This window comes from Tardiphaga sp. P9-11, from assembly GCF_008329525.1.
Lineage (GTDB): Bacteria > Pseudomonadota > Alphaproteobacteria > Rhizobiales > Xanthobacteraceae > Tardiphaga.
In genome coordinates, this window is the sequence record NZ_NPKQ01000020.1 from 1 (window position 1) to 25,275 (window position 25,275).

Here is a 25,275-nt window from a genome sequence, read left to right on the forward strand (position 1 = left end):
CCCGCGCTCGTCTCGTCTCCGCAACCCCGGCCAGCTCCGACGAGACGAGCGCTACCCCCAAACCAGCACGCTCAAAGGGGTCAAAATTGGACGCCGATCCGGGGTCAAATTTGAACGCCGATTGACAGACACTGTGCCCGTGATCGATAACGTTCGATTTCTTGGGTGTACACTCTGGACCGACTACTTGTTTATGGCACGTAGTCAGATCGAAGGCTTCCGTGCCGGAGCGTCAATCAATGATTATCGCTTCATTACGACCGCGGACGGCGCCGAATTTCCGCGCCCATTTACGCCAAGGGAATCTTTCCGTCGGCACTGGAGAGAACGCCAGTGGCTGATTGATCGTTTGGCCGAGGGGCACGAGGGTCCCACCGTCTGCATCAACCACCACGCCATTCATCCCGGTTCGCTTCATGCGCGACATGTAGATTCCGGGCCAGTGAACGCGTCGTTCATCTCGGATATGGGAGGCATCATCAAAGAATATGCGCCAACCCTGTGGATCCACGGTCATGTTCATGACACGCACAATTATATCGTGGGAGGAACCAGGGTTGTCTGCAATCCCCGTGGTTACGAGCGGGGAAACGGATTGCCAGAGAACGTCGGGTTCATTCCCGACTTGATTGTCGAGATAGGCGATCGGTAACGCGAGTGCCGAGTTGGTGAGCATGAATGCGAGATAGGTACGTTCTAAATTTCATCCATTTATCGCGACTTCAACTATAGACGCCTCTGTCAATCCTGATGAGGTAGTCCTTGACCAGCTCGATGCCTGTTTCCGTATCAAGTAGATCGACAGGGTGGCGTCGCTCAAGTCCGAATGCTGGACTCTGTAACCACCATTGAGCTTCCTCCTCAGAGCCAAAGACGTCAGCGGCGAGAGCGCATATATCCGCACGCTCAAGATCAGGAGGAACGCGTGCTGCCATAAGGGCGTCCTAATCGATACCAACGCGAATTCGTGCGAGCTACCCCCAGATCTTCAACGAGCAGGCAAAGATCGCTGGTAACGATCGAACGCCCGTCGCCCGGCAAGGTCGGATGATCCCAAACCATGCCAGTCAGACAGGCGGCGTACCGAGATGTCCGCATCCAATTGTCGAGAACAGGAGCATGGTCGCCGATGTTAAGGTAGCCATCGGTGAAAAGCATCAAGTCTGTCGCCAGCCGCTGAAGGCGATCCACCTCTGACGCCAACGCGAGAAGGTCTGCAGGACGTCCATTTCCAATTTCAAACATGTCTTCTCCAGAACTAATGAAAACGAACCGGCCCCGGTGCATCTATCCGTGATCAGACACGAAGTTTTGCCACCGATTGTGCAACGGCTACTGCCGTTGCCTCGACAGTTCGGCTGCAAACGTACTGTGACGTGTTTATGAGATCGTCGAGGTGCTCTCTCGAAATATCGGGGATCCCTCGCTTCAAAATTGACGGACCGGGCAGGCCAGCTCGCATGAAACCATCAAACCGCTCCACTTTGGCCGCGACAGCATGATCATCCATGTCCTCGGGCCAAGCGACCGGTAGAAGCCAGCCACGGGCGAGGGAAGCAATAGGAGGTCGTGCGTTATACCGCGGACGCGCAGTTTGGCGATGAAGGCGGAAGTGTGGATCGGAGGCCGACGCCTGATGCGTCTGAAGGTCCCGGTAGTCTCCAACCGCCACTTCGATCTCGACAGCCGCGGGCCTCATGGGAAACAGCACCACGGATGTTGGATTGTCGAAGACCGTATCCCAAACGGTCCGTTTGACCATATCGATGACAACCGTCGAACATTCCGGATGCGCCGCGATCGTATGCCGGATCGCCTCCGGCGTCGCGGCGTGCTCCGCAAGCGCGGCAGTCGAGAACGGGACGCCCTTGGCGAACGCGATGACCGGCTGAATGCCTGACATTGTCACCTGCAGGTGCAGCGGCCGGAGGCCGATGGCGGCGAGACCTGTCGCCAGGACGACACTGGACACGGTGCGCCCCGCGCCCCCCTTGGACCCTTGCAAAATATACATCGACATCGACGAATCCTTTGTCAGGCGGAAGTGCCGGGAGCGACAGTAGCCACGACAAGGGATTCGATGCAATTAAATACATATAATATGCAAACTGATGACCATTACCTGTAATTGTTGACAAGCGAATGCCTACTTCGAAAGTACCGGGATGTACGCTCATCCCAAGCTTTTGAAGGCGGCCAGACAGACGCTGGACATTACCCAGAGTGACCTGGCGGCAGCGGCGGACGTCAGCGTGCGTTCCCTCGCGGCGTTGGAGGCCAATAAACCCAGGGCAACACTCGCTACAATTGAGGCTGTCCAATTTGCGCTTGTCCAAACGTACGGGGTCACGTTTTTAGGCGAAGACCAGACCTTTGGTGCTGGCTTCCGGCTTCCCCGTGGATTTGGGCAGAAGAAGGCGAAGGGTGACCGACCGATTTCCAAATCCCGGGCAGGATCAAAGCGGAAGTGAGCCTAGTCCCGTCGGCCGCTCGCTCGCTACGGCGCCATTGGGGCGCGCGCTCCGCGATCGGCCTCATTACGGATGTTAGTTACCCAAAGGTCGCAGATCACTTTGCAAGCTTGTGTCTTTCCCGTGCCTCCACCGCCAACCAGACGGGAAAGGGGGCGAGACAGGATCTCCCTCACTGCGACCGCTTGTTCCTGACTCAGCATCCGGCTGCGCCAACAGTCTCTTCGTCGAGCTCTGTCTTCGCCGACGCGAGCATGCTCTCATAATTCAGCAAGGAGTCGTTCCGCGCGGGCGCGTTGAACAGATTTTACGGCGATGCGACCGCGCTGCCGCCGATAGGTTCAGGTTTTCTATTTGGCCTGCCGTCACGAGAAGCTGTGCCTGCCACCCCTTGCTCAGCCCTGCAAAGCGTAAATGTAAACTTACGTGCGATTTAGCGGCCTTATTGACATGTTACTTTACAAAATGCTTTCGCTTAAACGACGATGTCTCGGCAAGACATTGCTAGAGCGTGGAATTTTGGCTTCTTTACAAACTTAGCTCCGCATTACCAGAGTGATCTGCTGTCAGAACGTCCTGACTTTATGCATCGCGCTGCGAGCTGATTGCTTGCAGCGCGTTTTGCGTTTTGAGGGGGCGGTTAGCTGCGGCAATGCGGCGGGCAATACGATCTTTACAACGGAAAGATTTCTGCGATGGTGAGCTGACACTGCCTCCTCAATGCGAGGACCACCATGTCGCTGCAGCCGCTGCTTGATGCCGTTGCCCCGATCCCGCTGCATGCTTTTGCGGCCATGGCCGCGTTCGTGCTCGGCGTGGTCCAACTGATCGCGCCCAAGGGTACGCTGCCACACAAGACACTTGGCTGGATCTGGGTGGCGTTGCTCGCCACTGTCGCGATCAGCTCGTTCTGGATTCATGGCCACAGCTATCGGCTCTGGGACATATGGAGCCCGATCCATCTGTTGTCGATTCTGGCGCCGGTGATGCTGGTGGTCGCGGTAATCGCGGCGCGCCGGCATCGCGTCAGGGCACATGCCATCACCATGATTTCGATTTTCGCCGGCGCGCTGGTGATCGCCGGCGTGTTCACGCTCGTACCCGGCCGTGTCATGCACACCGTCGTGTTCGGTCGCTAGATTGCCGCAAGACGGCCCCAGGATTTTCGCAAGATTCGGCATGTTTGGGCTGGCTTATTCGATGTCACTTCACAAGCCCCTTGCGCCTCCCGTAAGCATTTGAAAAATAAGAAGGAAAATAGCACTTCCGGCGTCGCCGAGAGGGTGGCTTGAAGGCGCGCGATGCGCTATATGATTCCCAGCAAAACCTGACCGGAAATCATCCTTGTCCGACACTGAAGACCAGAAGCCTGGGGAGCCACCGGCCCCCTCGGATATTCGTCCCGTATCCATCCTCGATGAGATGAAGCGCTCGTATCTCGACTACGCCATGAGCGTGATCGTGGCGCGTGCGCTGCCGGATGCGCGCGATGGTTTGAAGCCGGTGCATCGGCGCATTCTCTACGCGATGCATGAGAACGGCTTCGAATGGAACAAGCCGTATCGCAAGTCGGCGCGAACCGTCGGTGACGTCATCGGTAAGTATCATCCGCATGGCGACCAGTCGGTCTATGACGCCATGGTGCGCATGGCGCAGGACTTCTCGATGCGCGTGCCGCTGATCGACGGTCAGGGCAATTTCGGCTCGGTCGATGGCGATGCCGCCGCCGCGATGCGATACACGGAATCGCGCCTGACCAAGATCGCGCAGTCGCTGCTCGACGATCTCGACAAGGATACGGTCGACTATCAGGACAACTACGATGGCTCGTTCCGTGAGCCACGCGTGCTGCCGGCGAAGTTCCCGAATCTGCTGGTGAATGGCGGCGGCGGCATTGCCGTCGGCATGGCCACCAACATCCCGCCGCACAATCTCGGCGAAGTCATCGACGCCTGCGTCGCGCTGATCGATGATCCGTCACTCACCATTGACGATCTGAACAAGATCATCCCGGGTCCGGATTTCCCGACGGGGGGCATCATTCTCGGCCGCGCCGGGATTCGTACGGCCTATCACACCGGCCGCGGCTCCATCGTGATGCGCGGCAAGGTCTCGATCGAGCCGACCCGCAAGGACCGCGAAGCGATCATCGTCTCGGAAATCCCGTATCAGGTGAACAAGGCCACCATGGTCGAGCGCATCGCCGAACTGGTGCGCGACAAGAAGATCGAAGGCATTTCCGATCTGCGCGACGAATCCGACCGCGACGGTTTTCGCGTCGTCGTCGAATTGAAGCGGGATGCGGTGCCGGAGGTGGTGCTCAACCAGCTTTACAAGTTCACGCCGCTGCAGACCAATTTCGGCGCCAATATGGTGGCGCTCGACACCGGCCGTCCGTTGCTGATGAACCTGAAGGATCTGCTGACGATCTTCGTCGCATTCCGCGAACAGGTCGTCACGCGCCGTACCAAGTTCCTGCTCAACAAGGCGCGCGACCGCGCGCATATCCTCGTTGGTCTCGCCATCGCCGTGGCGAATATCGACGAGGTCATTCGTGTGATCCGGACCTCGCCCGATCCGACCACCGCGCGCGATATCCTGATGGAGCGCCGCTGGCCGGCGCAGGATGTGGCGACGATGATGACGTTGATCGACGATCCGCGTCATCGCCTCGAGGAAGACGGCACGGCACGGCTGTCGTTCGAACAGGCCAAGGCCATTCTCGATCTGCGACTGGCTCGCTTGACAGCTCTGGGCCGCGAGGAAATTTCCGACGAACTCGACAAGCTTGCTATCGAGATTGCCGACTATCTGGAAATCCTGCGCTCGCGTGCGCGGGTGCAGACCATCATCAAGGACGAGCTTGGTGCCGTGAAGGCGGAATTCGCGACGCCGCGCAAGACCGTCATCATGGAGCAGGAAGGCGAGGTCGAGGACGAAGACCTCATCCAGCGCGAAGACATGGTGGTGACGGTGTCGCATCATGGCTATGTCAAGCGCGTGCCGCTCTCGACCTACCGGGCGCAGCGCCGCGGCGGCAAGGGACGTTCGGGCATGGCGACGCGCGACGAGGATTTCGTCTCACGTCTGTTCGTCGCCTCGACCCATACGCCGGTGTTGTTCTTCTCGTCGCGCGGCCAGGTCTACAAGGAAAAGGTCTGGCGTCTGCCGGTCGCGCCGCCGAACGGCCGCGGCAAGGCGATGATCAACATTCTGCCGCTGGAGCAGGGCGAACGCATCACCACGATCATGCCGCTGCCTGAGGACGAAGCGACGTGGGAAACCCTCGACGTGATGTTCGCGACCACCGGCGGCAATGTCCGCCGCAACAAGCTGTCGGACTTCGTCGATGTCCGTCGCTCGGGCATCATCGCGATGAAGCTGGACGAGGGCGAAGCCATCGTCGACGTTCAGATCGCGACCGAACATGACGACGTGCTGCTGACCGCTGCCGGCGGCCAGTGCATCCGCTTCCCGGTGACAGATGTTCGCGTGTTCCAGGGCCGCAGCTCCATGGGTGTGCGCGGTATCTCACTGGCGGAGGGCGATAAGCTGATCTCGCTCACCATCCTGCGCCATCTCGAGGCGAACTCCGACGAGCGCGCCGCCTATCTGCGCCGCGCCAATGCGGTGCGTCGCGGCGGTGCCGAAGAGCGTGCCGATGTCGCGGATGAAGCAGCGGCTGCCGTGGAGACCGAAGAGGCGACCGGCGCCATCGAGCTCGGTGAGCAGCGCTATGTCGAGATGTCGGCCTCCGAGCAGTTCGTACTGACTATCAGCGAGAACGGTTACGGCAAGCGAACCTCGTCGTTCGAGTACCGAACCACCGGCCGCGGCGGCAAGGGCATCGTCGCCATGTCGGTCAATGGCCGGAACGGCAAGCTGATCGCCTCGTTCCCGGTCGAGGACAGCGACCAGATCATGCTGGTCACCGACAAGGGCCAGTTGATCCGCTGCCCGGTCGAAGGCATCCGCATCGCCGGCCGCTCCACCCAGGGCGTCATCGTGTTCAACACGGCTGACGACGAGCACGTGGTCTCGGTCGAGCATATCGGCGAGGGCGAAGAGGGCGAGAACGGCAACGGCACGCCGGTGGCGGAGGGCTGAGGCCCTCCGGCCCCAGCCTTTTGGTAAACGCGGGCGCCGAAGTCACGAAATGCGTGATGCGGCAGGGCACCAGACCCAGCTGCATCCCGCCAGGAGCGCCCGAAAGCTTGCCGGAGTGGAAAGCGGCGCAGGCGGCTTCTTTCGACGGGCTCGGGGCAAATTTACTTTATGTGCAGATCAGTTGCAGTGCAGGTGCGTATGTATGCTCTGGGCCGCCGGATTGCATGCTAGCTGTCATACCTCAATTGGAGTTGAGGTATGGCGGATATCGAACGCCCGCGCGGGCAACTTGCTAGGTTTCCTGCCTTCGACGGGATCCGCGCCGTTGCGGCTCTAGTAGTCATTCTAAGCCATTGTCCACAGACATTGGATAGTCGGTTTTACAACGCTATTTGGCAGATCAATCAACAAGCGCGCCTGGCATTCGTTGCGCTCGATGTCTTCTTTGTCGTCTCCGGTTTCTTCATCACGCGCTTGCTGTTGCGCGAGCGCTTCGAGACCGGGAGCATTTCCTTCGCAAATTTCTACATGCGCAGAGCGCTCCGCATCTTCCCGGTGTACTACCTCGCCGTTGTGGCCTGCATCGTTATCTTCAGGCTCGAAACGGCTGATTCGATCAGCCTGCTCACCTATACGTTCAATTTCTATCATCCGCTTCATGCGACGCCGAATCCGCTCGAGCACAGCTGGTCGCTATCGGTCGAAGAACAATTCTATCTGGTTTGGCCGCTGGCCACCCTGCTGGTGCCACCGCGCTGGCTGAATGCCGTCATGGGATGCATCGTGCCGCTGCTGGCCGTGTCCAGCGGCTTGGTGCTCGCGGTTATTCTGCTCAATGACGACGCACGCATGGCCGGCGACGTCGTTTATATGTCGCTGTTCACGCGCATGCTGTCGTTGTCCCTTGGCGGCTGGTTGGCGCTGCGGGAATTCGAAAACAAGCCACTGCGTGGCTGGCGATGCCTTGCGCTGTTGGTTGGCGGACTCGTCGTCATTGCGCTCGACCGCGTCGGGCGCGATCATGGCATCATCAGCTCGCAACCGGTATATTGGACCGTCGCATTGATTGGCTATGTAATGATCAGCGTATCGTTCATCGCCACGATGGTATTCGATCGCGGTCTGCTTCAGCGGATGATAGCCGCGTTCTTATCGATTTCGCTGATGCGCAAGCTCGGCCAGATGTCTTACGCGATGTATGTTTTTCATTTGCCGGTTCTGTTCTATCTCGGCCTGAACGAGGCTGCGCTGAACGGCGCCAAGGTGCCGGTTCTGCAGGTCTGTCTCGCGCTGGCCATTATACTCGCGCTGCCATTCCTGTCCTATCACCTGCTTGAAACGCCGATGGCCAAATTGAAAGAAAGCCTGGGCAGCACGAGCTTGAAGTCCAAGCCGCAGCAGGCATAATCCGGCACGTATTCGCGGCACACCTCGTTGAGACGATGATATCGCTCCCATGCGCTGGCAGCGCTCACCCCGTCCTACGACGCCTCTGCGTTCGCCTGCGAGTTCATAGTCAGCGTGTGGAGCTCGACCATCATCGTTCGGGAATACGAGGGTAGCTCTTCGTTGGGTCCGCATTGCAGAGGTGCCGTCGGGCTCTGTCGTAGTCGATCCGATCGAGACAGTTGTCGTAAACAGCGAAGGAGTAGATCACCCAAGCTGCCAGTACCGCGAGAGCAACAAGCACAGCGGCCACCCACTTCGCTCGTGACGGTTTCAAGTTGCCAACCTCATTGCGCGTTGCCTTCACTTGCTCATCGTTATTCCAAGAGCGATGGAGTCGAACGCGTTGAAACGCCAGTCCCCGGGTTGCGCTGTGCTCAATCGACGCTACGGCTTGGCTGCTGATTCCAACTCACCCGTGACTGTACTCTCCGCATTCGCCGGCCGCGTCTTGAAGAACGGGCTCGGCTCCGGCGTCTCGGCATTGCCGCGGAGCAGTTTGCGGCCGGCTTCGACGCCGCCGATGACTTCCAGCTCGACGCGCTGGGCGTCGCGGTCGCGGACGTCGGCGATGGCGTCGCGCGCCGCATCCTCGTCGAGGCCGAGGCCGGTCAGCACGGTCTCGCTGAACAGCAGCGCGGATTCGAATGTCTCGCGGATTTGGAAGTCGACGCCGGCATGGATCAGCCGCAGCGAATGGCCGCGGTCGAAGGAGCGGACATAGAGCTTGGCCAGCGGAAATTCCGAGCGGCACAGTTCGACGATGTGATCCGCGGATTCGGGCTTGTCGATGCAGATCAGGATCGCCTCGGCAGTGGCCGCACCCGAGGCGTGCAGCACGTCGAGGCGGGTGCCGTCGCCGTAATGGACCTTGAAGCCGAAGGTGCCGGCGATGCGGATCATGTCGACATCGTTCTCGATCACCGAGAGTTCGACATTGCGCGCCAGCAGAGCCTGGCTCGCCACCTGCGCGAAGCGGCCGAAGCCGATCAAGAGCACGCGGCCGCGCAACCCATCGGCCTTGTCGATGCCGTCCATCGACACCGGCGCGTCGCGCCGTATCCGCCCATGGACCAGCAGCACGACGGGTGTCAGTGCCATCGACAGGATCACGATCGCGCTCATGACGGCCGAGGCGCGGACGTCGAAGATGCCGGCCGTCATCGCCGCCGCATAAAGGACGAAGGCGAACTCGCCGCCTTGCGCAAACAGCGCTGCGCGGTGGGTGGCGGCGGGGTGATCCGACCGCGCGAGGCGCGCGATCACATAGATGCCGATCGCCTTCACCACCATGAACGCCGCGACGCCGCCCAGCACCATCATCCATTCGTCGGCGACGATACGGAGATTCAACGACATGCCGACGCTGAGGAAGAACAGGCCGAGCAGGATGCCGCGAAACGGCTCGATGTCCGCCTCGAGCTGATGCCGGAAATTGGATTCCGACAGCAGCACGCCCGCCAGAAAGGCGCCCATCGCCATCGACAGGCCGACGCTCTGCATGAACACCGCTGAGCCGAGCACGACCAGCAATGCGGCGGCCGTTAGCACCTCGCGCGCGCCGGCACGTGCGATGACGCGGAAGAACGGGTCGAGCAGCCAGCGGCCCGCTGCCAGCAGCGCAGCAAGACCGGCAACGGCGATGCCGGCACTCTGCCACATTGGTTTCGCAGCTGCGGCTGCTGGGCTGTCGACCGCGCCCCACAGAGCGACCAGCGCCAGCAGCGGCACGATCGCCAGATCCTCCAGCAACAGGATCGCGATGGCGCGTTGTCCCTCCGGCGACGTGGTTTCGTCCTGCTCCTCCAGCAGTTGCATGATCACGGCGGTGGATGACAGCACGAAGCCCATCGCACCGATCATGGCGACGGGGAAGCTGAGGCTCGCCGCCATTCCGACCAGCGTGAGCAGAAAGCCGCAGGTGACGACCTGTGCCGCGCCGAGGCCAAAAATCTGCCGCCGCAGCGTCCACAATTTCGACGGGCGCATTTCCAGCCCGATGATGAACAGGAACATGACGACGCCGAGTTCGGCCGTATGCAACAGCGTCTCGGGATCATTGAATAATCCTAGGCCGAACGGTCCCACGGCCAGACCGGCGACGAGATAGCCGAGGACAGAGCCGAGCCCTAGGCGCTTGAACAGTGGCACCGCGATGGTGGCCGCACCCAGCAGGACGATCGCATGTCCCAAGCCAAAACCGGCAGCGTCTGCCATGAACCCTCTTTCGTTAATGAGCCGGATTGCTTGGTCCGGCGCGCCTTGCACTTGGCTGCATATGTTCACGCAGCGCGTCGGGATACAGTAGATGACTCTGGCGGCTTTGGGCGATGCCGCCATGTGTGCGGCAATTGAGCGCGTCACGCCCCGATAGTGATAAGCGCCGTCATACGTCGCATGATGGAAATGGGGAGCCCGTCATGTCGTTGCTTGCGCGGCCCGAATGATCGGCGCGACATCGGTGCCCAGAAGTTCGATCGACCGCTTCATTGCTGCCGTGTCCAGCGAGGCGGTGCTCATCTGGAAGGTGATGCGCGAGACGCCGCCGAGGGCGTCACTGGCATGGCGCATCTTGGCGGCGACCGTCGTGGGATCGCCGATCAGGAAAGCGCCCTCCGGGCTGGCCATGGCTTCGAATTGCTGGCGCGTCGGCGGCGACCATCCGCGCTCGCGGCCGACTTTCGCAGTCAGATGCGCCCAGCCGGGGAAGAAGGCGTCTTTCGCTGCCGCATTGGTCTCGCCGACGAAACCCATCGCATGGACGCCGACCTTGAGCTTGTCGGGACCATGCCCGGCGCGCGTGCCGGTCTCGCGATAGAGATCGACGAGCGGACGAAAGCGCTCGAATGTGCCACCGATGATGGCGACCATCAGCGGAATGCCGAGCGCGCCGGCGCGGGCGAAAGATTCCGGCGTGCCGCCGACGCCGATCCACAGCGGTAGCCGCGGCTGATGCGGACGCGGATAGACACCGTGGCCCTCAAGCGCGGGACGGAAACGGCCTTTCCAGACGAGATGGCTCGTCTCACCAAGTTTTCGGAACAGATCGAGCTTCTCTGCAAAGAGTGCGTCATAATCGCGCGTATCCAGACCGAACAGCGGATAGGCCTCGCCGAACGACCCGCGGCCGACGACGAGCTCGGCACGGCCCTTGGAAATCAGATCGAGGGTCGCGAATTCCTGAAACACCCGCACGGGATCGGCGGCGCTCAGCACGGTCACCGCACTCGTCAACCGGATCTGGCTGGTGCGGGCCGCTGCTGCGGCCAGAATGACCGCCGGTGCGGAATCGAGGAATTCAGCGCGATGATGTTCACCGATGCCGAAGACATCGAGTCCGACCCGATCGGCGACCTCGACCTCATCGAGGAGGTCGGCCATGCGATCGGTCGGCGAGGGGAGCCTGCCGGTCGCCGGATCGGGGAGGATGGCCGCAAAACTGTCGATACCGATTTCCATGGAAACTCCTCGTCTGGTTAGTGGACCCCGCCGGGCGGCGAGCGCTGAGGCAGGTGGTCGGAATTTTTGTCTTATCCAACTGCTATTCAACCGGAAAACGCCCGGTAGTCACAGCGGTCGGTTTTTACCCGCGTCGAGGAGGAACTACGTCGACCCATCCGCCAAAGCGAGCTCGGTCAGGTCGATGATCGAAACAGGAGGCGGGCTGCATCTGCTTCGCTAGAATCGGAAGTTCGACATGACGCTCACCATTGTTATTGTGCGCGCGGGCCCGGTGTCCGCTATGAAGCGTCCAGGTTCGAAGGCACTCAACGATGCCGACAGGTTGAGTTCAGCCGTGGCTTGCCAACCAACCGAGAATTCCAGGAGATTTCCGATGAAGCGCGCGTCGCTGCCTTTGCCGCTTCGCACGAGGTTTCCCGCGATCCCGTAGATCCCGTCGGCCGTGCTCTGCCGCCAATAGGCACCCCCGGTAAGCGAGACCGCGACGTCCTTTTGCGGATAGACAGTGATCGTTGGTCGTACCTGGATGAGGTTGCGTGGCCCGATAGGGGAAAGTGCGCCGAAGTATTTTCCGCGCGGAAAAAGCGGGTTGAACGTACCGAGTTCGTGATCATCAGGGTTTTTGTCTCCCGAAATGACATCGGTCGTGAGCCTGACTTCGGGTTGAAGTGGCGTCTCAAGGAAACGGTAACCGAATTCACCGCCAACTCCCCATGCCGCCACGCGATCATTTCCGAAAGTTCCTCGCTGCACGGCGCCTTCGAAATTCCAGAACCAGGCGCCGGTGTCCCCGAACACCCGCGTGCCGAAAGTATGCGCCAGTTCTCTGCCGTTGCCCTGATCGAAGACAGCTTCGCGATCCAAAAGACCGAGATAGTAGATGTCGAAGCCGATCGACCTGTTCTCCTTCAGCCAGTGCGTGGCATACACGCCCCAGAACGCCTTCTGGTTCGACGTACGATCATCGAAATCTCCCGGAAAATTATCGACGGGGCGAGCATATATCAGGGTGACCTGCCGATCCGGCGCCGTCACGATCGCATCGACACCGTCGAAGGCCCGCGGGATGTTGGGACCGTAGCGCGTGTCTATGAAACGGCCCGCCCCGAGCGATATCATTTTGCGCCCCGCAGAGGTGCGCAGCGAGGTGCGGTCACCGAGCTGCATTTCTATCTCGCCGAATGCCTGCAGCATGTCGGCGCCCGTCGTGTCTGGGGGCGTCAGGGCGCGATCGGTCCCGGTGATTCCGGAGACGATCGGTTGCGCGAAGAACCTCATTTGTCCTGCATGGAGATCGGCATAGGGCATAAACCTATTCCAGACATAACCGTCGTTCGGTGCCGATCCCCAACCGACGTTGGTATACCCCTCATAGCGTGACCGAACTTCCATGCCCGTTGAGAGATAGGCCGCTCCATTCTCGTCCAATCGAATATATTTGAACGGCTCCGTCCAATGGCCGGTCCGTTTGGATGGATCGGCGAGATAGATCCAATCTTCCGAGTACCGTTCGTTCGTCAGCGTGGGCGCCCGCTCGACGTCCGTCCTAACTTGGGCCCGCGCGAAAGAGGTCGTGGCAACGATCGCCGTCGCACAAACGAGGCTGAAATTGACCATTCTGCGTTTCATCGACGATGGCGGTCCATAGGTGGGATAGCTCTGCCCTTGAGAGCGATGACGTTCTTGAACGTCGTCAGCGAGTCCGGGCCACGACATTCCTGCCAAGGCGAACGACGAGGCCGCGAGAAGGACGTCTTCCTTCTCGCGGCAACGCCGTCTTCGTCCGATCGGTTAGCCCTTCGGCACCGGCGTATTGAGCAGTTGCTGCTCCCACAGATACGCGATGCCGCTTCCGGCCGCGTGCTGGACCATCACTTCAGTGATCGCGCCCGCGGTCTCGAGCCGGGCCCAGTCACGCTGCCACTCGGCCGCCAGCGCGAACCAGGTCATCATGTTGGCCCCGGCCCTGATCATGCGTTGGATCGCGACTTCATGCGCTTCGAGCGATATGCCGCCCGACGCGTCGGTGATGACGGTCACGTCCCAGCCTTCGCCGAGAGCCTGGATTGTCGGCATTGCAACGCAGACTTCCGTCCAAAGACCTGCGATGATCAACTGCTTGCGGCCCGTCGCCTTCACCACGTCCACCACCTTCGGATCTTGCCAGGTGTTGACCCAGGTCCGGTCGATCACTTCCTGGCCGGGGAAGACATCGGTGATCTGCGGGAAGATTAGTCCGCCGCGCTGCGCAATTACGCTTGTAAGAATGGTAGGAACGTTAAAGACCTTGGCCATCTTCGCCAGGCCCGTCACCGCATTGACGACGGCATGCGGGTCGTGGCTGTTAAGGTTCGTGAGCTGGAATGGCTGGTGGTCGATCAGAACGAGGACCGAGTCTTCGGGACGAAGAAGCGACGAAAGGCCATTACGAAAGGTCATCAATACATCCTCTGCTGCCGTTGTGAGCGAGATTGGTTTTGGGTTTTCGGCAGACATGCGCCAACGGCGACGTTGCCTGAGGGGGTATTGCCGTCTCCGGGCGCGATGGGGTAGTGCCCTCCCGTGCCAAGCTGTGTCGCGAAACGGGGAACGCTGAATGGACATCGAAGAGCTGCGGACATTCGTGGAAATTGCCGATGCCGGGGGCGTTTCACCCGCCGCGCGCCGGCTCGGCGTCTCCAAATCAATCGTCAGCCGGCAGCTTGCCCGCATCGAGGCGGAACTTGGCGTGCAGCTTCTCGCACGCACGACGCGCGGTGCCGCGCTCACCGAAGCGGGAACTGCGTTTCGCGACCATGCGGCGCGCGCTTGCGCCGAAATGGACACGGCCAGGGAACTGCTGTTGCCAGATGGTGAGCTTTGCGGCCGCTTGCGCATTGCCGTGCCGCTGACGTTCGGCCCGACGCACTTTGCTCCCGTGCTTGCGGACATGGCGCGACGGCACCCGCTGCTCCACATCCATACGGTTTACAGTGATCGCTTCGTTGATCTCATCGGTGAAGGTTTCGATTGCGCGATCCGGGTTGGCTATCTCCCGGACTCCAACCTGATCGCGCGGCACGTCGGGCCCATCTATGGAAAACTGGTCGCAAGCCCGGACTATATCGAAGCGCATGGTTCGCCCGAGACGCCGGACGAACTCCTGGCGCATCAGGCTCTCATGCAGGGCACAGAAGCCTGGCAATTCATGGATGGCGACAAGACAATCACGGTGCGCCCGCAAGGGCGCTTCAAAGCCGACAACGGCACGGCTCTCCGCGCCGCGGCGCTCGCAGGACTCGGCGTTGCCTGGATCCCCGATGACATCACCAATGAGCACGTCGCCTCCGGCGCGCTTGTTCCGGTCATGACGCGCTATCCACCACCTCCGGCAGGTGTCTATGTCATCCGTCCGCCAGGTCAGCATCCCCCGCGAAAGGTGCGGGTCCTCACCGAAATGCTGATCGCGTGTTTCGCGGAGGCTCCGCTCATTCCGGGTGTCGATCGCTAGAGCGCGAACCCACCGGACGATTTTTGCAACGGTCGGCGTGGAATCGAAAAGCCGCGGTCATGCCGCGGGTTCTTTTGATTTTGAGATAGTCTGTCGTCGCGCGCGGCTTAAATTTCGATTTCGGTACCGAACTCGACGACCTGTCTGGTCGGCACGTCGAAGAAAGCTGCGGAGCGTTCGGCGTTACGCTGCAGGAATGCGAATACGGTTTCGCGCCACACGGCCATGCCGGCGACCTTGTCGCTGGGGATGATGGTCTCGCGGCCGATATAATAGGTGATATCGTCAAGGTCGATGCCGGGCAGCTTGCCCTGTTCGCAGGCGAGTCTCAGTCCATCGGAAATCGTCGGATACTGCATGAAGCCGTAATGCAGGACGACGCGCGTGATCCCTTCGATCACTTCGATGATCTCGGCACGATCGGCATCGGGGACGCGCGGCACTTCGGAGATCAGCACGGTCACCAGAATGACGCGCTGGTGTAGAACGTGGTTGTGCTTGACGAATTGTGTGAGCGCCAGCGGCACGCCATTCGGCGTGGATGCCAGGAAGGCCGCGGTGCCATTGAGCCGCGCATGGCAGCGACTGACAGCCGTCTCGATCAGGTCCTCTTCGGGCTGACGCAGTTTGGCGCGGGCGTGTTCAACGAGTTTGACGCCGCTGCGCCAGGTCAACATCAGAAACGCGACTGCGCCGGCCAACAGCAGCGGAAACCAGCCGCCTTCGAACAGTTTGGTCGAATTGGCGGCGAAGAAGATGCAATCGATGATGAAGAAGAAGCCGTTCACCGTCACGACGAGGAGCGGCGGATAGCCCCATTGCAGCGCGACCAGTGCCGCGAGCAGCGTGGTGATCGCCATCAGCAGCGACACGGCGATGCCATAGGCGCCTGCCAGCGCGTCCGACGTGCCGAAGCTGAGCACGGCGGCCAGCGTCGCTGCCGCCAGCAGCCAGTTCACCAGTGGCGCATAGATCTGGCCCATGGCGTGGCTGGTGGTGTGCCGGATCTGCATCCGCGGCAGGAAGCCGAGCTGGATCGATTGCTGCGTCAGCGAGAATACGCCGGAGATGATAGCTTGCGAGGCGATCACCGTCGCGACAGTGGCAAAGGCCACCAACGGATAGTGCAGCCAATCAGGCGCCAGTTGATAGAACGGGTTGTCGATGGCAGTGGGGTCGGAGATCAGCAGTCCCGCTTGGCCGAAATAGTTCAGCACCAGCGCCGGCAGGGCGATGGCAAACCAGGCGAGCCGGATCGGCATCCGGCCGAAATGGCCCATGTCGGCATACATCGCTTCGCCGCCGGTCACGGCAAGGAAGGCTGCGCCGAGAATGGCAAAGCTGATGTGGAAGTCCTGGTGGATCAGGAATTCGAAGGCATAGAGCGGACTGAGCGCAGCGAGCACGCCGGGCGATTGCACGATGCCGTGGATGCCGAGCAGCGCGAGCACGGCAAACCAGCCAAGCATCACCGGCCCGAATATGCCGCCGATAAAACCGGCGCCCTTGCTCTGCATCAGAAACAGCCCGATCAGAATGATGACGGTGAGCGGGACCACGGCCGGCGCAAGCGAAGGTGCATCGACCTTGAGGCCTTCAATGGCTGATAGTACCGAGATCGCCGGCGTGATGGCGCCGTCACCGTAGAGCAGGGCGGCGCCGACGAGGCCGACGATCAGCAGATGTACGCGCCATGTGCCCGGCTTTGCATCGCGCGCGTGGAGCAGTGCCAGCAGGGCGACGATACCGCCTTCGCCGCGATTGTCGGCACGCAGAATCAGAAGCGCGTATTTCAGGGAGATAATCAGGATCAACGCCCAGAGGATCAGCGACACCACGCCGAGCGTTGCTTCGGACGTGAGAGGCCCGCCATGGGCCGCTGCCTTCACGGCTTCCTTCAATGCGTAGAGGGGGCTGGTGCCGATGTCGCCATAGACGACGCCGAGCGCGCCGATCGTTGCTGTGAGAGGAAGTCCGCCAGAGTGTCCTGGCGATGCGGCGGGGATGGCGGTCACAGGCAGCCCTCGTGGGACTCGCGCGTTACAATCGCGCTTAACCGGCAGTCTGCGACGTTGCGTCGCTGATTACTATGAAATTAGTTGAAGCAGGTGTCGTGAGAATTTCACTGAACTGTGCGTCGCGCCCGGCTGGGAAGTATCGCGATTGCCTAGATTGAATATCGGTACGCCCCGGTTTTGGCCGGGGCGGTATTGTTTTCCGCTTAGCGGCGCTCGGTGGTCACCAGGCGGACTTCGCGGATCTTGATGGCCCTGGCTTCCGCGTTGCGCAGGCAGGAGGCCTCAAAATTAGGCCAGGCCTGCTCCGAGCAGCTACGGCCAACGGTGCGGATGTCGAGGCGATCGGACTTGGTGAGAGCTACGGGCACCGACGCTTCGACCTTCGGGGCAAAGCCCGGGAGAACGGTGAGGGCGGCTGCAATGAAAGCTGCGACGGCAACGGCTGAAAGAGCCTTGATCATGACGGTCCCCTGTCATTTGGGCCGTTTTGGCCCGGTTTGTTTGTCGCTTCCTGTGCCTGCCTGATTAATCAGACCCGGTTTCAGGAAGTTGTCGTGTTCGGGCAAAGTGGTTTCATCCGACCCGGCTTGTGTTTCGTCCGTACGCGCTTGACGACACATGAGGCCGGAAAACCCAATGTTTTCAGTACCGTCGCTGCGTACCCAGTAGACGCGCTGACCTGCCTTCCGGTTCGAATCCGGGGCAAAAATAAACACTGGCCATTCGACCCCGGTGGACGGAACCAAGTCGGCTTGCGGCTCGAACGGGGGCGGGGTAGGAGGGGGAATGCCCCGTATCGCGCTTTATCCCGGTTCATTCGATCCCGTCACCAATGGCCATCTCGATGTGGTCCGCCACGCCGTTGGCCTATGCGACAAGCTCGTGGTCGCGATCGGCGTCCACCCTGGCAAGAAGCCGCTGTTCTCGACTGACGAGCGGCTGGAGATGGTGAAGCAGGTGTTTGGACCGCTGGCCTCGGCCGCCGGCTGCGAATTCGACTGCACGACCTATGACAATCTCACCACCACACTGGCGCAGCAGATCGGTGCGACCATCATGATCCGCGGACTGCGCGACGGCACCGATCTCGATTACGAGATGCAGATCGTCGGCATGAACGAGACCATGGCGCCGGATGTGCAGACGGTATTTCTTCCGGCCTCGGTGAGTGTCCGCCCGATCACCGCCACACTGGTCCGGCAAATCGCCGCCATGGGCGGCGACGTTTCGGCTTTCGTCCCGGACGCGGTCGCCAAGAGCCTCAAGTCCAAATTCGCCGCATAAACCAAATAACTATCCTGGCCGGCTGCCCGGCTTTCTCTGATCCGGAGTTTCCATGATCCGTATAGTCGCACTTGCTGCCGCGCTGATGTTCGCGGCTCCCGCTTTCGCGCAGGCTCCGGCAGCCCTTCCGGCTGGCCTCGACAAGGCCAATTCGGTCGTGATCGACACGACCAAGGGTCGGATCATCATCAAGCTGCGCACCGATATCGCCCCGCAGCACGCCGAGCGCATCAAGCTGCTCGCCCGCGAAGGCTACTATAACAACGTGCCGTTCCACCGCGTGATGGACGGCTTCATGGCGCAGACCGGCGACGGCAAGAACTTCAACGGCACCGGCGGATCGAAGTATCCTAACGTGCAGGCCGAATTCTCGCAGGTGCCCTTCAAGCGCGGTGTGGTCGGTATGGCCCGTGCGGGTGATCCGAATTCAGCCAATTCGCAGTTCTTCATCATGTTCGCCGACGGCTCGTCGCTGAACGGCAAGTACACCGTGGTGGGCGACGTCGTCGCCGGCATGGACGTGGTGGACAAGCTCAAGAAGGCGCCTCCCGGCTCGGCCAGCGGCGCTGTGACCGACCCTGACAAGATGGTCAAGGTCCAGGTCGCTTCGGATATCAAGTAAACACCATGATGCCGCGATGTAGGGTGATTGCTCTGCTCGCGGCATTATTGCTGTCTGGCGTCCTTCAGGCGCATCCGGCATCGGCTCAGTCTGAAGGCGTGAGTACGCTGGAGGGCATGTTCGGAAGGCTGAAAGCGTGCTGGCATCCACCTGCCTTGCCGCGAGGCCATCCGGGCATGGAGATCACGGTGCTGTTCAGCTTCAAACGATCCGGTGAACTTCTCGGAAGGCCGCGAATTACCTTCGAAACGCCGGATGCCTCCGAGGCCGACAGCGTTGCCTACCGAACGGCTGTGATGGAGACATTGCAACATTGCACGCCGATGCCATTTACCGGGGGCCTGGGCGACGCGGTCGCTGGACGCCCCTTCCGAGTGCGGTTTGACGACCGCCGAAACCAACCCAAACCAGTAGAGAGACGAGCATGGCTGTTACCGAGAATACTTTGATCCTTGAAACCACCCAGGGTCCCGTCACCATCGAGATGCGCCCGGATCTGGCACCGGGCCATGTCGCCCGTATCAAGGAGCTCGTGCGCGAAGGCTTCTACGACGGTATCGTCTTCCATCGCGTCATCGACGGCTTCATGGCGCAGACCGGCTGCCCGCAGGGCACCGGCACGGGCGGCTCGGGTAAGAAGCTGAAGGCCGAATTCAACAACGAACCGCATGTCCGCGGCACGTTGTCGATGGCCCGCGCGGCCAGCCCGGATTCCGGCGACAGCCAGTTCTTCATCTGCTTCGATGACGCGTCGTTCCTCAACAAGCAGTACACTGTCTGGGGCAAGGTCACCGAAGGCATGGAGAACGTCGACAAGATCAAGCGCGGCGAGCCGGTGCAGAACCCCGACAAGATCGTCAAGGCCACCATGGCTGCTGACGCTGCCGCCTGACAAAGGCGAATGCCGGGCTTCGGCCCGGATCATCTGACGAATGGGGTGGGTTGCCGGGCGATGCCCGGCAATGCCATTTAGGGCCATGCGTACCGACATTTTTGATTTTGAACTTCCGGCCGAGAACATCGCGCTGCGGCCTGCCAGCCCGCGCGACGCCGCGCGGCTACTTGTCGTTCAACCGGGTATCGGCGTGCAGGATCATGTCGTATCGGATCTACCGACCTGGCTGAAGCCCGGCGATCAGTTGGTCGTCAACGATACCAGAGTTATCTCGGCGCAGCTCAGCGGCCGCCGTATCGGCCGCGAGACCGAACCGAAGATCGATGCGACGCTGATCAAGCGGCTCGATGGTTCGCGCTGGCAGGCGCTGGTACGGCCTGCAAAGAAGTTGGCCGAAGGCGACACGGTGCGCTTCGGCAATGAAGGCCGCGTCTGCCTGCTTGGGCACCTCGACGCCCAAGTCGAGCACAAGGGCGATGCCGGCGAGATCATCTTCTCCTTCTCGCTTCACGGCCCGGCGCTGGACCAGGCGATTGCCGAACTGGGTGCGCCGCCGCTGCCGCCTTACATCGCCGGAAAACGCGCTCCGGACGAGCGTGACACGGCCGACTATCAAACCATGTTCGCCGCCAATGACGGCGCTGTCGCAGCGCCGACCGCAGGATTGCATTTCACGCCGGCGCTCGAAGCTGCGCTGAAAGCGCGTGGCGTCGGCTTGCATCGCATCACGCTGCATGTGGGAGCAGGGACGTTCCTGCCAGTGAAGGTCGACGACACCGCCGAGCACAAGATGCATTCCGAATGGGGCACGATCTCGCGTGCAACGGCGGATGAGCTGAATGCGGCGCATGCGGCCGGCGGACGCGTTGTCGCCGTCGGCACGACCTCGATGCGTCTGCTGGAAAGCGCGACGTCCGAGGACGGCGTTATTCATCCGTTCGCCGACGAGACCGCGATCTTCATCACGCCGGGTTATCGCTTCCGCGCCGTCGATATCATGCTCACCAATTTCCATCTGCCGCGTTCGACGCTGTTCATGCTGGTCTCGGCCTTTGCCGGCATGGATACGATGAAACAGGCCTATGCCCATGCCATCGCGACCGGCTATCGTTTCTATTCATACGGCGACGCCAGTCTGCTGTTTCGGGACACAAGCAATTCATGACCGTCGCCAATCATTTCGAACTGCTGCGCACTGACGGCGCGGCACGCAGGGGCCAGCTGACGACGCCGCATGGTGTGGTGCGTACGCCGGCCTTCATGCCAGTGGGAACACTCGGTGCGATGAAGAGCTTGCACTGGCGCGACGTGCGCGATGCCGGCGCTGATATCGTGCTCGGCAATACCTATCACCTGATGCTGCGTCCCGGCGCGGAACGCGTCGCGTCGTTTGGCGGTCTGCAGAAATTCACGACCTGGAACGGGCCGATGCTGACCGATTCCGGCGGCTTCCAGGTGATGTCACTGGCGCAGTTGCGGAAAGTGACCGAGCAGGGCGTCACGTTCCGCTCGCATATCGACGGCGCCAAGTTTGAACTGACGCCGGAGCGCGCCATCGAGATCCAGCGGCTGCTGAATTCGGACATCGCGATGCAGCTCGACGAATGCGTACGGCTGCCCGCGGAACACGCCGACATCGACCGCGCGATGCAGCTGTCGCTGCGCTGGGCCGAGCGCTGCAAGCGTGCCTTCGAGACGGCGCCTGAGGGCTATATGCTGTTCGGCATCGCGCAAGGCGGTGATGTGCCCGTGCTGCGCCGCGCCAGCGCACAGGGGCTAATCGATATCGGCTTTCACGGCTATGCGATCGGCGGCCTTGCGGTCGGTGAGCCGCAGGCCGTGATGCTGGCGATGATCGAGGAGGTGGTGCCGATCCTGCCCTCGGACCGCCCGCGCTACCTGATGGGCGTCGGCACGCCGGACGACATGCTGGAAGCGGTGGCGCGCGGCGTCGACATGTTCGACTGCGTGATGCCGACCCGCAACGGCCGTCACGGCATGGCCTTCACCCGCCACGGCCAGATCAACATGCGCAATGCGCGGCATCAGGATGATCCGCGGCCACTGGACGAAGAGAGCACCTGGCCGGCGGCACGCGATTACTCGCGCGCCTATCTGCATCATCTGGTGCGATCGGGTGAAACCCTCGGCGCGATGCTGCTGTCGGAAATCAATATCGCCTACTACCAGAGCCTGATGCAGGGCATCCGCGCAGCCATCGAGGCCGGCACGTTCGAAGAGTTTCGCGCGCAGACGCGTGAATGCTGGGCGCGCGGCGACATTCCGCCGCGGTGACCACCCGTTTGCAGGTTCATCGATCGTTTGTCTCGCGGTAACCGGCCGCAAGCATTTCCATAGCCTTGTATTGGCGGAAAAACCTGCGGCTGGGCCGGGCTGGGAATCCTGCCCACCGCTCTCCTGCGGGTACGTCACGCGTGACGCCGCTTGCACCGGCTATCTGTGCGCCGTCGCCGATCGTCAGATGAGGAGCAATTCCAGTCTGACCGCCTATTGCAACAAAACTCCCGAGAGTTGCGGACCCGGCGATTCCGACTTGTGCGGCGATGAGGCAGTGCCTGCCAATCGTCACGTTGTGGGCGATTTGTACGAGGTTATCGAGCTTCGTGCCTTCGCCGATAAACGTGTTACGGGTCGATCCGCGATCGATGGTCGTGTTTGCGCCTATTTCGACGCAGTCCTCAATAATGACGCCTCCGACCTGGAGAATTTTTATATGTCCGCCTTTGTCGGGCACGAAGCCGAAGCCGTCCTGCCCGATCGATACGCCTGGATGGACAATGACGTGATTGCCGACAGTTGCGTGCGCAATGATAGCGCCGGCACCGACTGAGCTATGGCTCCCGATGGTGACGTCTGGACCGATCACGGCGTTTGAGCCGATATAAGTGCGTTCACCGATCTTGGCCCGGGGACCGATCACTGCGCCGGGATCGACGGTAACTCCGCAATCGATGATGGCCGAAGTATGAATCGTGGCGTTTGGAGAAATGCCGTCGGTCTCGAAAAGTGACCCCGGGATAGCCGCCCCTGGATAGAGCAATGCGAGGATTCTTGAGTAAATCAAATACGGCTGAGGTGTCACAAAAGAGTAGGTCTCCTTTGGAACGGATGCGCTGAAGCGCGGGGAGACGAGACAAGCGCCTGCATTCGTCTGCCTCAAGGCCTCAAGATACTTGTGATTGTCCATATAGCTAAGCTCGCTGCGGCACGCTGTCTCCAGCGCTGCTCCAGCCGAAATGAGGAAATCCTTTGTAACAAAAAGCAAGCCCGCGATGCCTGCGACCTCACTTGCGGCGATCGTGCGCTTAGGCACGAAGAAGGGAATTTGACCGGTCATGACCGACTCCAGTGCGGGTATCCCCTCGACCCGAGAGACGGCTTCTCCGCTGTAGACCCGACAGCTGGTTAGCACGGCTTGGGAACATCAGAAATGGCGAAGGTGCGACTGCGGCGTGGCCATTACCTGGTGCAGCCGTGACCAGGATCGCTAGTTTCTGGCTTCCTGTTGCGGGCTTGCTGTCGTGCCGGACGCGAAGGTGAGAACGCCAGCGACATTGCGATCGAGGTATATCGCCGTGAGCTCGGTGGCGTGGCTTGGCACTACGCAGTCCCGATCGTCTCCGATCGGCGACCAACCGGTACGCCCGACCATGCTCTTCGCCATCGCGGCGCGACATGGAAACGCTACCAGCCATGTGGTCGCCATGCAGCTCGAGTACCCGAGGTGACCGCGGGCCGATGATGAGGCCGTGCATGTGCTTTCGATTTTTATTCCACTGCAATGTCGGGGCCTGACGGAGCCGTTCGTCCTGGGTGTATTGGGCGGAAGGTGCCCGCCAGAATACAACCGAATGAAACCGAACCAGGGAGAAACCCATGCCCAGCACGATCCGTCTGCATCGCGTCATTGCCGCCAAACCCGAGAAGGTCTATCGCGCGTTTCTCGAACCTGACGCGGTTGCGAGCTGGCTCCCACCCTACGGGTTCACCTGCACCGTCCATGAGCTGGATGCAAAGGTCGGTGGCCATCACAGGATGTCATTCCGGAACTTCACCACGGGCGGCCGTCATTCCTTTGGCGGGACCTATCAGGAGCTCGTTCCCGGAGAGCGTCTCGTCTACACCGACAGCTTCGATGACCCTAACCTGCCGGGCGAGATGAAGGTTACGGTCACATTGAAGGCCGTGTCTGTCGGAACGGAGGTGAACATCGAGCAGCAGGGTGTACCGGACGTGATCCCGGCCGAGGCCTGCTATCTCGGCTGGCAGGAATCCCTCCGGAAGCTTACGAAACTCGTCGAGCCCGAGATCAAGCAGTAGCGCCGTCGCTTCCGGAACGGCTTTGGGGGAACTCGACCAATAACTGGAAGGAGCGCCAGCCATGTCATTGGCCCGTGTTCAACATGTCTCCGTCTCGCTCGACGGTTTCGCCACCGGCGAAGGCCAGAGCCTTGATGCGCCGTTCGGTCATGCCGGCGAGCGGTTGCACGAATGGATGTTCGCGACCCGGTGGGGTCGCCAGATGCTCGGCCAACCCGGCGGCACGGCGGGCATCGACGATGCGTTCCTGCGGCTGTTCGCGCCCGGGATCGGCGCCGAGATCATGGGCGCCAGGAAGTTCGGTCCCCCTACATGGCATGAGGATCCGGACTGGAAAGGCTGGTGGGGTTCCAACCCGCCGTTCCACACGCCGGTCTTCGTCCTCACCCATCATCCGCGCGCGTCGATCGACATGGAGGGCGGCACGGTGTTCCACTTCATCGACGCTTCGCCTGCCGAGGCCCTTAAGACGGCTCGCGAGGCTGCGGGTGGCAAGGACGTGCGCATCGGCGGAGGTCCCACCACAATCCGCGACTTCCTTGCCGCCGGGCTCGTCGATCACATGCACATCGTGGTGGTTCCGATCCTGCTTGGCCGAGGCGTACGCCTGTGGGATGGCGTGGAGGGTCTTGAGAAGGACTACGAGATCGAGACCACGTCCTCTCCCGGTGGAGTCGCACATGTGACATTCGTTCGAAAGGACAAACCGCTATGAAAAATTGCGTCAAAACTGATCCGAAAGCCATCGCCCTGGCAGTGACCGCGGATGGTTCGTCCCGACTAAACGACTTTGCCCTTTGCGCGAGAATCCGCATATCCCGCTGACATCGCCAGCGCGGGATCTCTACTGCGCAATTCTTCGGAGACAATCGAATGAAGCCACTGAATTGCAGGCTCGTTCGCCATCCTGCAGTCGTCTGAACAAGCAGATTGCATTCGCGCGGGGCATCAGCGAAGAAGTGGACAAAGATGTAGCCGTACCGATACGACCTCAATGTCGGCCACTGGCGCAAATGTATGGACCGGCTGCTGATCGCAAGTGAGATTATGCTTAGATAGCGGAAGTCGCTGATATGTATCCGGCCTGTTGATCGGCTCGCGGGCCGTGGCCTTGATGGGGATACGCACGCGCCTTTGGC

The 25,275-nt window shown here is 61.0% G+C and carries 25 protein-coding genes and 1 pseudogene; 15 read left to right on the forward strand and 11 right to left on the reverse strand.

Going from position 1 to position 25,275, the window contains the following annotated elements:
- Positions 1-125, forward strand: a pseudogene (locus CIW50_RS29845) (IS21-like element helper ATPase IstB); the annotation flags it as partial.
- An 8-nt stretch (positions 126-133) separates the two neighbouring features.
- Entirely contained in the window at positions 134-652 is a 519-nt protein-coding gene (locus CIW50_RS28565) for a metallophosphoesterase family protein (protein ID WP_172980512.1), read from the forward strand.
- Between the two features lie 70 nt (positions 653-722).
- On the opposite strand, the gene CIW50_RS29920 is transcribed toward CIW50_RS28565, so the two are convergent.
- The 3 genes from CIW50_RS29920 to CIW50_RS28580 are packed head-to-tail and all read right to left on the reverse strand — an operon-like array spanning position 723 to position 2,020.
- On the reverse strand, positions 723-935 hold the full coding sequence (locus CIW50_RS29920; protein WP_149534538.1) for an antitoxin Xre/MbcA/ParS toxin-binding domain-containing protein: 213 nt from the start codon (positions 933-935) through the stop codon (positions 723-725).
- Positions 913-1,245, reverse strand: coding sequence for a DUF6634 family protein (locus CIW50_RS28575; protein WP_149534539.1), 333 nt, complete (start codon positions 1,243-1,245; stop codon positions 913-915). The genes CIW50_RS29920 and CIW50_RS28575 overlap by 23 nt, the downstream gene beginning before the upstream one ends.
- A 52-nt stretch (positions 1,246-1,297) precedes the next feature.
- Positions 1,298-2,020: a hypothetical protein gene (locus tag CIW50_RS28580; protein WP_149534540.1), complete on the reverse strand. Its 723-nt coding sequence runs from the start codon at positions 2,018-2,020 to the stop codon at positions 1,298-1,300.
- Between the two features lie 145 nt (positions 2,021-2,165).
- Here CIW50_RS28580 and CIW50_RS28585 point away from each other — a divergent pair, with 145 nt between their 5' ends.
- The 4 genes from CIW50_RS28585 (at position 2,166) to CIW50_RS28600 (ending at position 7,985) form a co-directional block, all read left to right on the forward strand.
- Positions 2,166-2,471, forward strand: coding sequence for a helix-turn-helix transcriptional regulator (locus CIW50_RS28585; RefSeq protein WP_149534541.1), 306 nt, complete (start codon positions 2,166-2,168; stop codon positions 2,469-2,471).
- A gap of 734 nt (positions 2,472-3,205) precedes the next feature.
- Positions 3,206-3,610 carry a DUF2306 domain-containing protein gene (locus CIW50_RS28590; RefSeq protein ID WP_149534542.1) on the forward strand — a complete coding sequence of 135 codons (405 nt, stop codon included), beginning with the start codon at positions 3,206-3,208 and terminating at the stop codon, positions 3,608-3,610.
- A 205-nt stretch (positions 3,611-3,815) separates the two neighbouring features.
- Complete coding sequence (gene gyrA, locus CIW50_RS28595) at positions 3,816-6,578, forward strand: DNA gyrase subunit A (protein WP_149534543.1); 2,763 nt, start codon at positions 3,816-3,818, stop codon at positions 6,576-6,578.
- A 258-nt stretch (positions 6,579-6,836) separates the two neighbouring features.
- Complete coding sequence (locus tag CIW50_RS28600) at positions 6,837-7,985, forward strand: acyltransferase family protein (protein WP_149534544.1); 1,149 nt, start codon at positions 6,837-6,839, stop codon at positions 7,983-7,985.
- A 426-nt stretch (positions 7,986-8,411) separates the two neighbouring features.
- Here the strand turns inward: CIW50_RS28600 and CIW50_RS28605 are convergent, their stop codons facing one another.
- The 4 genes from CIW50_RS28605 to CIW50_RS28620 all read right to left on the reverse strand — a co-directional run bounded on the left by CIW50_RS28605 (position 8,412) and on the right by CIW50_RS28620 (position 13,925).
- Positions 8,412-10,241, reverse strand: a complete 1,830-nt coding sequence (locus CIW50_RS28605; protein ID WP_149534545.1) for a monovalent cation:proton antiporter-2 (CPA2) family protein — start codon at positions 10,239-10,241, stop codon at positions 8,412-8,414.
- 201 nt (positions 10,242-10,442) lie between these two features.
- Positions 10,443-11,483, reverse strand: coding sequence for an Atu2307/SP_0267 family LLM class monooxygenase (locus CIW50_RS28610; RefSeq protein WP_149534546.1), 1,041 nt, complete (start codon positions 11,481-11,483; stop codon positions 10,443-10,445).
- 219 nt (positions 11,484-11,702) lie between these two features.
- The gene (locus CIW50_RS28615; protein WP_197738413.1) at positions 11,703-13,103 is read right to left on the reverse strand and encodes an alginate export family protein; all 1,401 of its coding nucleotides are present in this window, start codon (positions 13,101-13,103) and stop codon (positions 11,703-11,705) included.
- A 174-nt stretch (positions 13,104-13,277) separates the two neighbouring features.
- Entirely contained in the window at positions 13,278-13,925 is a 648-nt protein-coding gene (locus tag CIW50_RS28620; protein ID WP_149534559.1) for a hydrolase, read from the reverse strand.
- A gap of 157 nt (positions 13,926-14,082) precedes the next feature.
- On the opposite strand from CIW50_RS28620, the gene CIW50_RS28625 reads away from it, so the two are divergent.
- The gene (locus tag CIW50_RS28625; protein WP_149534548.1) at positions 14,083-14,976 is read left to right on the forward strand and encodes a LysR family transcriptional regulator; all 894 of its coding nucleotides are present in this window, start codon (positions 14,083-14,085) and stop codon (positions 14,974-14,976) included.
- 107 nt (positions 14,977-15,083) lie between these two features.
- Here CIW50_RS28625 and CIW50_RS28630 read toward each other — a convergent pair whose 3' ends face one another.
- The 3 genes from CIW50_RS28630 to CIW50_RS28640 form a co-directional block, all read right to left on the reverse strand.
- The gene (locus tag CIW50_RS28630) at positions 15,084-16,991 is read right to left on the reverse strand and encodes a potassium transporter Kup (protein WP_149534549.1); all 1,908 of its coding nucleotides are present in this window, start codon (positions 16,989-16,991) and stop codon (positions 15,084-15,086) included.
- Between the two features lie 206 nt (positions 16,992-17,197).
- Entirely contained in the window at positions 17,198-17,455 is a 258-nt protein-coding gene (locus CIW50_RS28635) for a hypothetical protein (protein ID WP_149534550.1), read from the reverse strand.
- A gap of 12 nt (positions 17,456-17,467) precedes the next feature.
- Positions 17,468-17,710: a hypothetical protein gene (locus tag CIW50_RS28640; protein ID WP_172980513.1), complete on the reverse strand. Its 243-nt coding sequence runs from the start codon at positions 17,708-17,710 to the stop codon at positions 17,468-17,470.
- A 70-nt stretch (positions 17,711-17,780) separates the two neighbouring features.
- Here CIW50_RS28640 and coaD point away from each other — a divergent pair, with 70 nt between their 5' ends.
- From coaD to tgt, 6 genes are all read left to right on the forward strand, one after another.
- Positions 17,781-18,278 carry a pantetheine-phosphate adenylyltransferase gene (gene coaD, locus CIW50_RS28645; RefSeq protein ID WP_089264449.1) on the forward strand — a complete coding sequence of 166 codons (498 nt, stop codon included), beginning with the start codon at positions 17,781-17,783 and terminating at the stop codon, positions 18,276-18,278.
- 52 nt (positions 18,279-18,330) lie between these two features.
- Complete coding sequence (locus CIW50_RS28650) at positions 18,331-18,900, forward strand: peptidylprolyl isomerase (protein ID WP_149534552.1); 570 nt, start codon at positions 18,331-18,333, stop codon at positions 18,898-18,900.
- Positions 18,901-18,908: 8 nt separating this feature from the next.
- The gene (locus CIW50_RS29925; protein WP_502707559.1) at positions 18,909-19,349 is read left to right on the forward strand and encodes a UCP034077 family protein; all 441 of its coding nucleotides are present in this window, start codon (positions 18,909-18,911) and stop codon (positions 19,347-19,349) included.
- Complete coding sequence (locus tag CIW50_RS28660; protein WP_116663619.1) at positions 19,325-19,792, forward strand: peptidylprolyl isomerase; 468 nt, start codon at positions 19,325-19,327, stop codon at positions 19,790-19,792. Before CIW50_RS29925 ends, CIW50_RS28660 begins: the two co-directional genes overlap by 25 nt.
- Positions 19,793-19,877: 85 nt before the next feature.
- On the forward strand, positions 19,878-20,960 hold the full coding sequence (gene queA, locus CIW50_RS28665) for a tRNA preQ1(34) S-adenosylmethionine ribosyltransferase-isomerase QueA (protein ID WP_149534554.1): 1,083 nt from the start codon (positions 19,878-19,880) through the stop codon (positions 20,958-20,960).
- Positions 20,957-22,090, forward strand: coding sequence for a tRNA guanosine(34) transglycosylase Tgt (gene tgt, locus CIW50_RS28670; RefSeq protein ID WP_149534555.1), 1,134 nt, complete (start codon positions 20,957-20,959; stop codon positions 22,088-22,090). Before queA ends, tgt begins: the two co-directional genes overlap by 4 nt.
- 16 nt (positions 22,091-22,106) lie before the next feature.
- Here the strand turns inward: tgt and lpxD are convergent, their stop codons facing one another.
- Positions 22,107-23,153: a UDP-3-O-(3-hydroxymyristoyl)glucosamine N-acyltransferase gene (lpxD, locus tag CIW50_RS28675; protein ID WP_149534556.1), complete on the reverse strand. Its 1,047-nt coding sequence runs from the start codon at positions 23,151-23,153 to the stop codon at positions 22,107-22,109.
- Positions 23,154-23,692: 539 nt separating this feature from the next.
- Between lpxD and CIW50_RS28680 the strand changes: the two genes are divergently transcribed.
- Complete coding sequence (locus tag CIW50_RS28680) at positions 23,693-24,136, forward strand: SRPBCC family protein (protein ID WP_149534557.1); 444 nt, start codon at positions 23,693-23,695, stop codon at positions 24,134-24,136.
- Between the two features lie 61 nt (positions 24,137-24,197).
- Positions 24,198-24,851 carry a dihydrofolate reductase family protein gene (locus CIW50_RS28685; protein WP_149534558.1) on the forward strand — a complete coding sequence of 218 codons (654 nt, stop codon included), beginning with the start codon at positions 24,198-24,200 and terminating at the stop codon, positions 24,849-24,851.
- Positions 24,852-25,275: the final 424 nt, after the last annotated feature.

Coding starts and splice junctions, on each gene's coding strand:
- CIW50_RS29920 (WP_149534538.1), bottom strand. CDS start 935: ATGGCAGCACGCGTTCCTCCTGATCTTGAGCGTGCGGATATATGCGCT.
- CIW50_RS28575 (WP_149534539.1), bottom strand. CDS start 1,245: ATGTTTGAAATTGGAAATGGACGTCCTGCAGACCTTCTCGCGTTGGCG.
- CIW50_RS28580 (WP_149534540.1), bottom strand. CDS start 2,020: ATGTCGATGTATATTTTGCAAGGGTCCAAGGGGGGCGCGGGGCGCACC.
- CIW50_RS28585 (WP_149534541.1), top strand. CDS start 2,166: ATGTACGCTCATCCCAAGCTTTTGAAGGCGGCCAGACAGACGCTGGAC.
- CIW50_RS28590 (WP_149534542.1), top strand. CDS start 3,206: ATGTCGCTGCAGCCGCTGCTTGATGCCGTTGCCCCGATCCCGCTGCAT.
- CIW50_RS28600 (WP_149534544.1), top strand. CDS start 6,837: ATGGCGGATATCGAACGCCCGCGCGGGCAACTTGCTAGGTTTCCTGCC.
- CIW50_RS28605 (WP_149534545.1), bottom strand. CDS start 10,241: ATGGCAGACGCTGCCGGTTTTGGCTTGGGACATGCGATCGTCCTGCTG.
- CIW50_RS28610 (WP_149534546.1), bottom strand. CDS start 11,483: ATGGAAATCGGTATCGACAGTTTTGCGGCCATCCTCCCCGATCCGGCG.
- CIW50_RS28615 (WP_197738413.1), bottom strand. CDS start 13,103: ATGGTCAATTTCAGCCTCGTTTGTGCGACGGCGATCGTTGCCACGACC.
- CIW50_RS28620 (WP_149534559.1), bottom strand. CDS start 13,925: ATGACCTTTCGTAATGGCCTTTCGTCGCTTCTTCGTCCCGAAGACTCG.
- CIW50_RS28625 (WP_149534548.1), top strand. CDS start 14,083: ATGGACATCGAAGAGCTGCGGACATTCGTGGAAATTGCCGATGCCGGG.
- CIW50_RS28635 (WP_149534550.1), bottom strand. CDS start 17,455: ATGATCAAGGCTCTTTCAGCCGTTGCCGTCGCAGCTTTCATTGCAGCC.
- coaD (WP_089264449.1), top strand. CDS start 17,781: ATGCCCCGTATCGCGCTTTATCCCGGTTCATTCGATCCCGTCACCAAT.
- CIW50_RS28650 (WP_149534552.1), top strand. CDS start 18,331: ATGATCCGTATAGTCGCACTTGCTGCCGCGCTGATGTTCGCGGCTCCC.
- CIW50_RS29925 (WP_502707559.1), top strand. CDS start 18,909: ATGCCGCGATGTAGGGTGATTGCTCTGCTCGCGGCATTATTGCTGTCT.
- CIW50_RS28660 (WP_116663619.1), top strand. CDS start 19,325: ATGGCTGTTACCGAGAATACTTTGATCCTTGAAACCACCCAGGGTCCC.
- queA (WP_149534554.1), top strand. CDS start 19,878: ATGCGTACCGACATTTTTGATTTTGAACTTCCGGCCGAGAACATCGCG.
- tgt (WP_149534555.1), top strand. CDS start 20,957: ATGACCGTCGCCAATCATTTCGAACTGCTGCGCACTGACGGCGCGGCA.
- lpxD (WP_149534556.1), bottom strand. CDS start 23,153: ATGACCGGTCAAATTCCCTTCTTCGTGCCTAAGCGCACGATCGCCGCA.
- CIW50_RS28680 (WP_149534557.1), top strand. CDS start 23,693: ATGCCCAGCACGATCCGTCTGCATCGCGTCATTGCCGCCAAACCCGAG.
- CIW50_RS28685 (WP_149534558.1), top strand. CDS start 24,198: ATGTCATTGGCCCGTGTTCAACATGTCTCCGTCTCGCTCGACGGTTTC.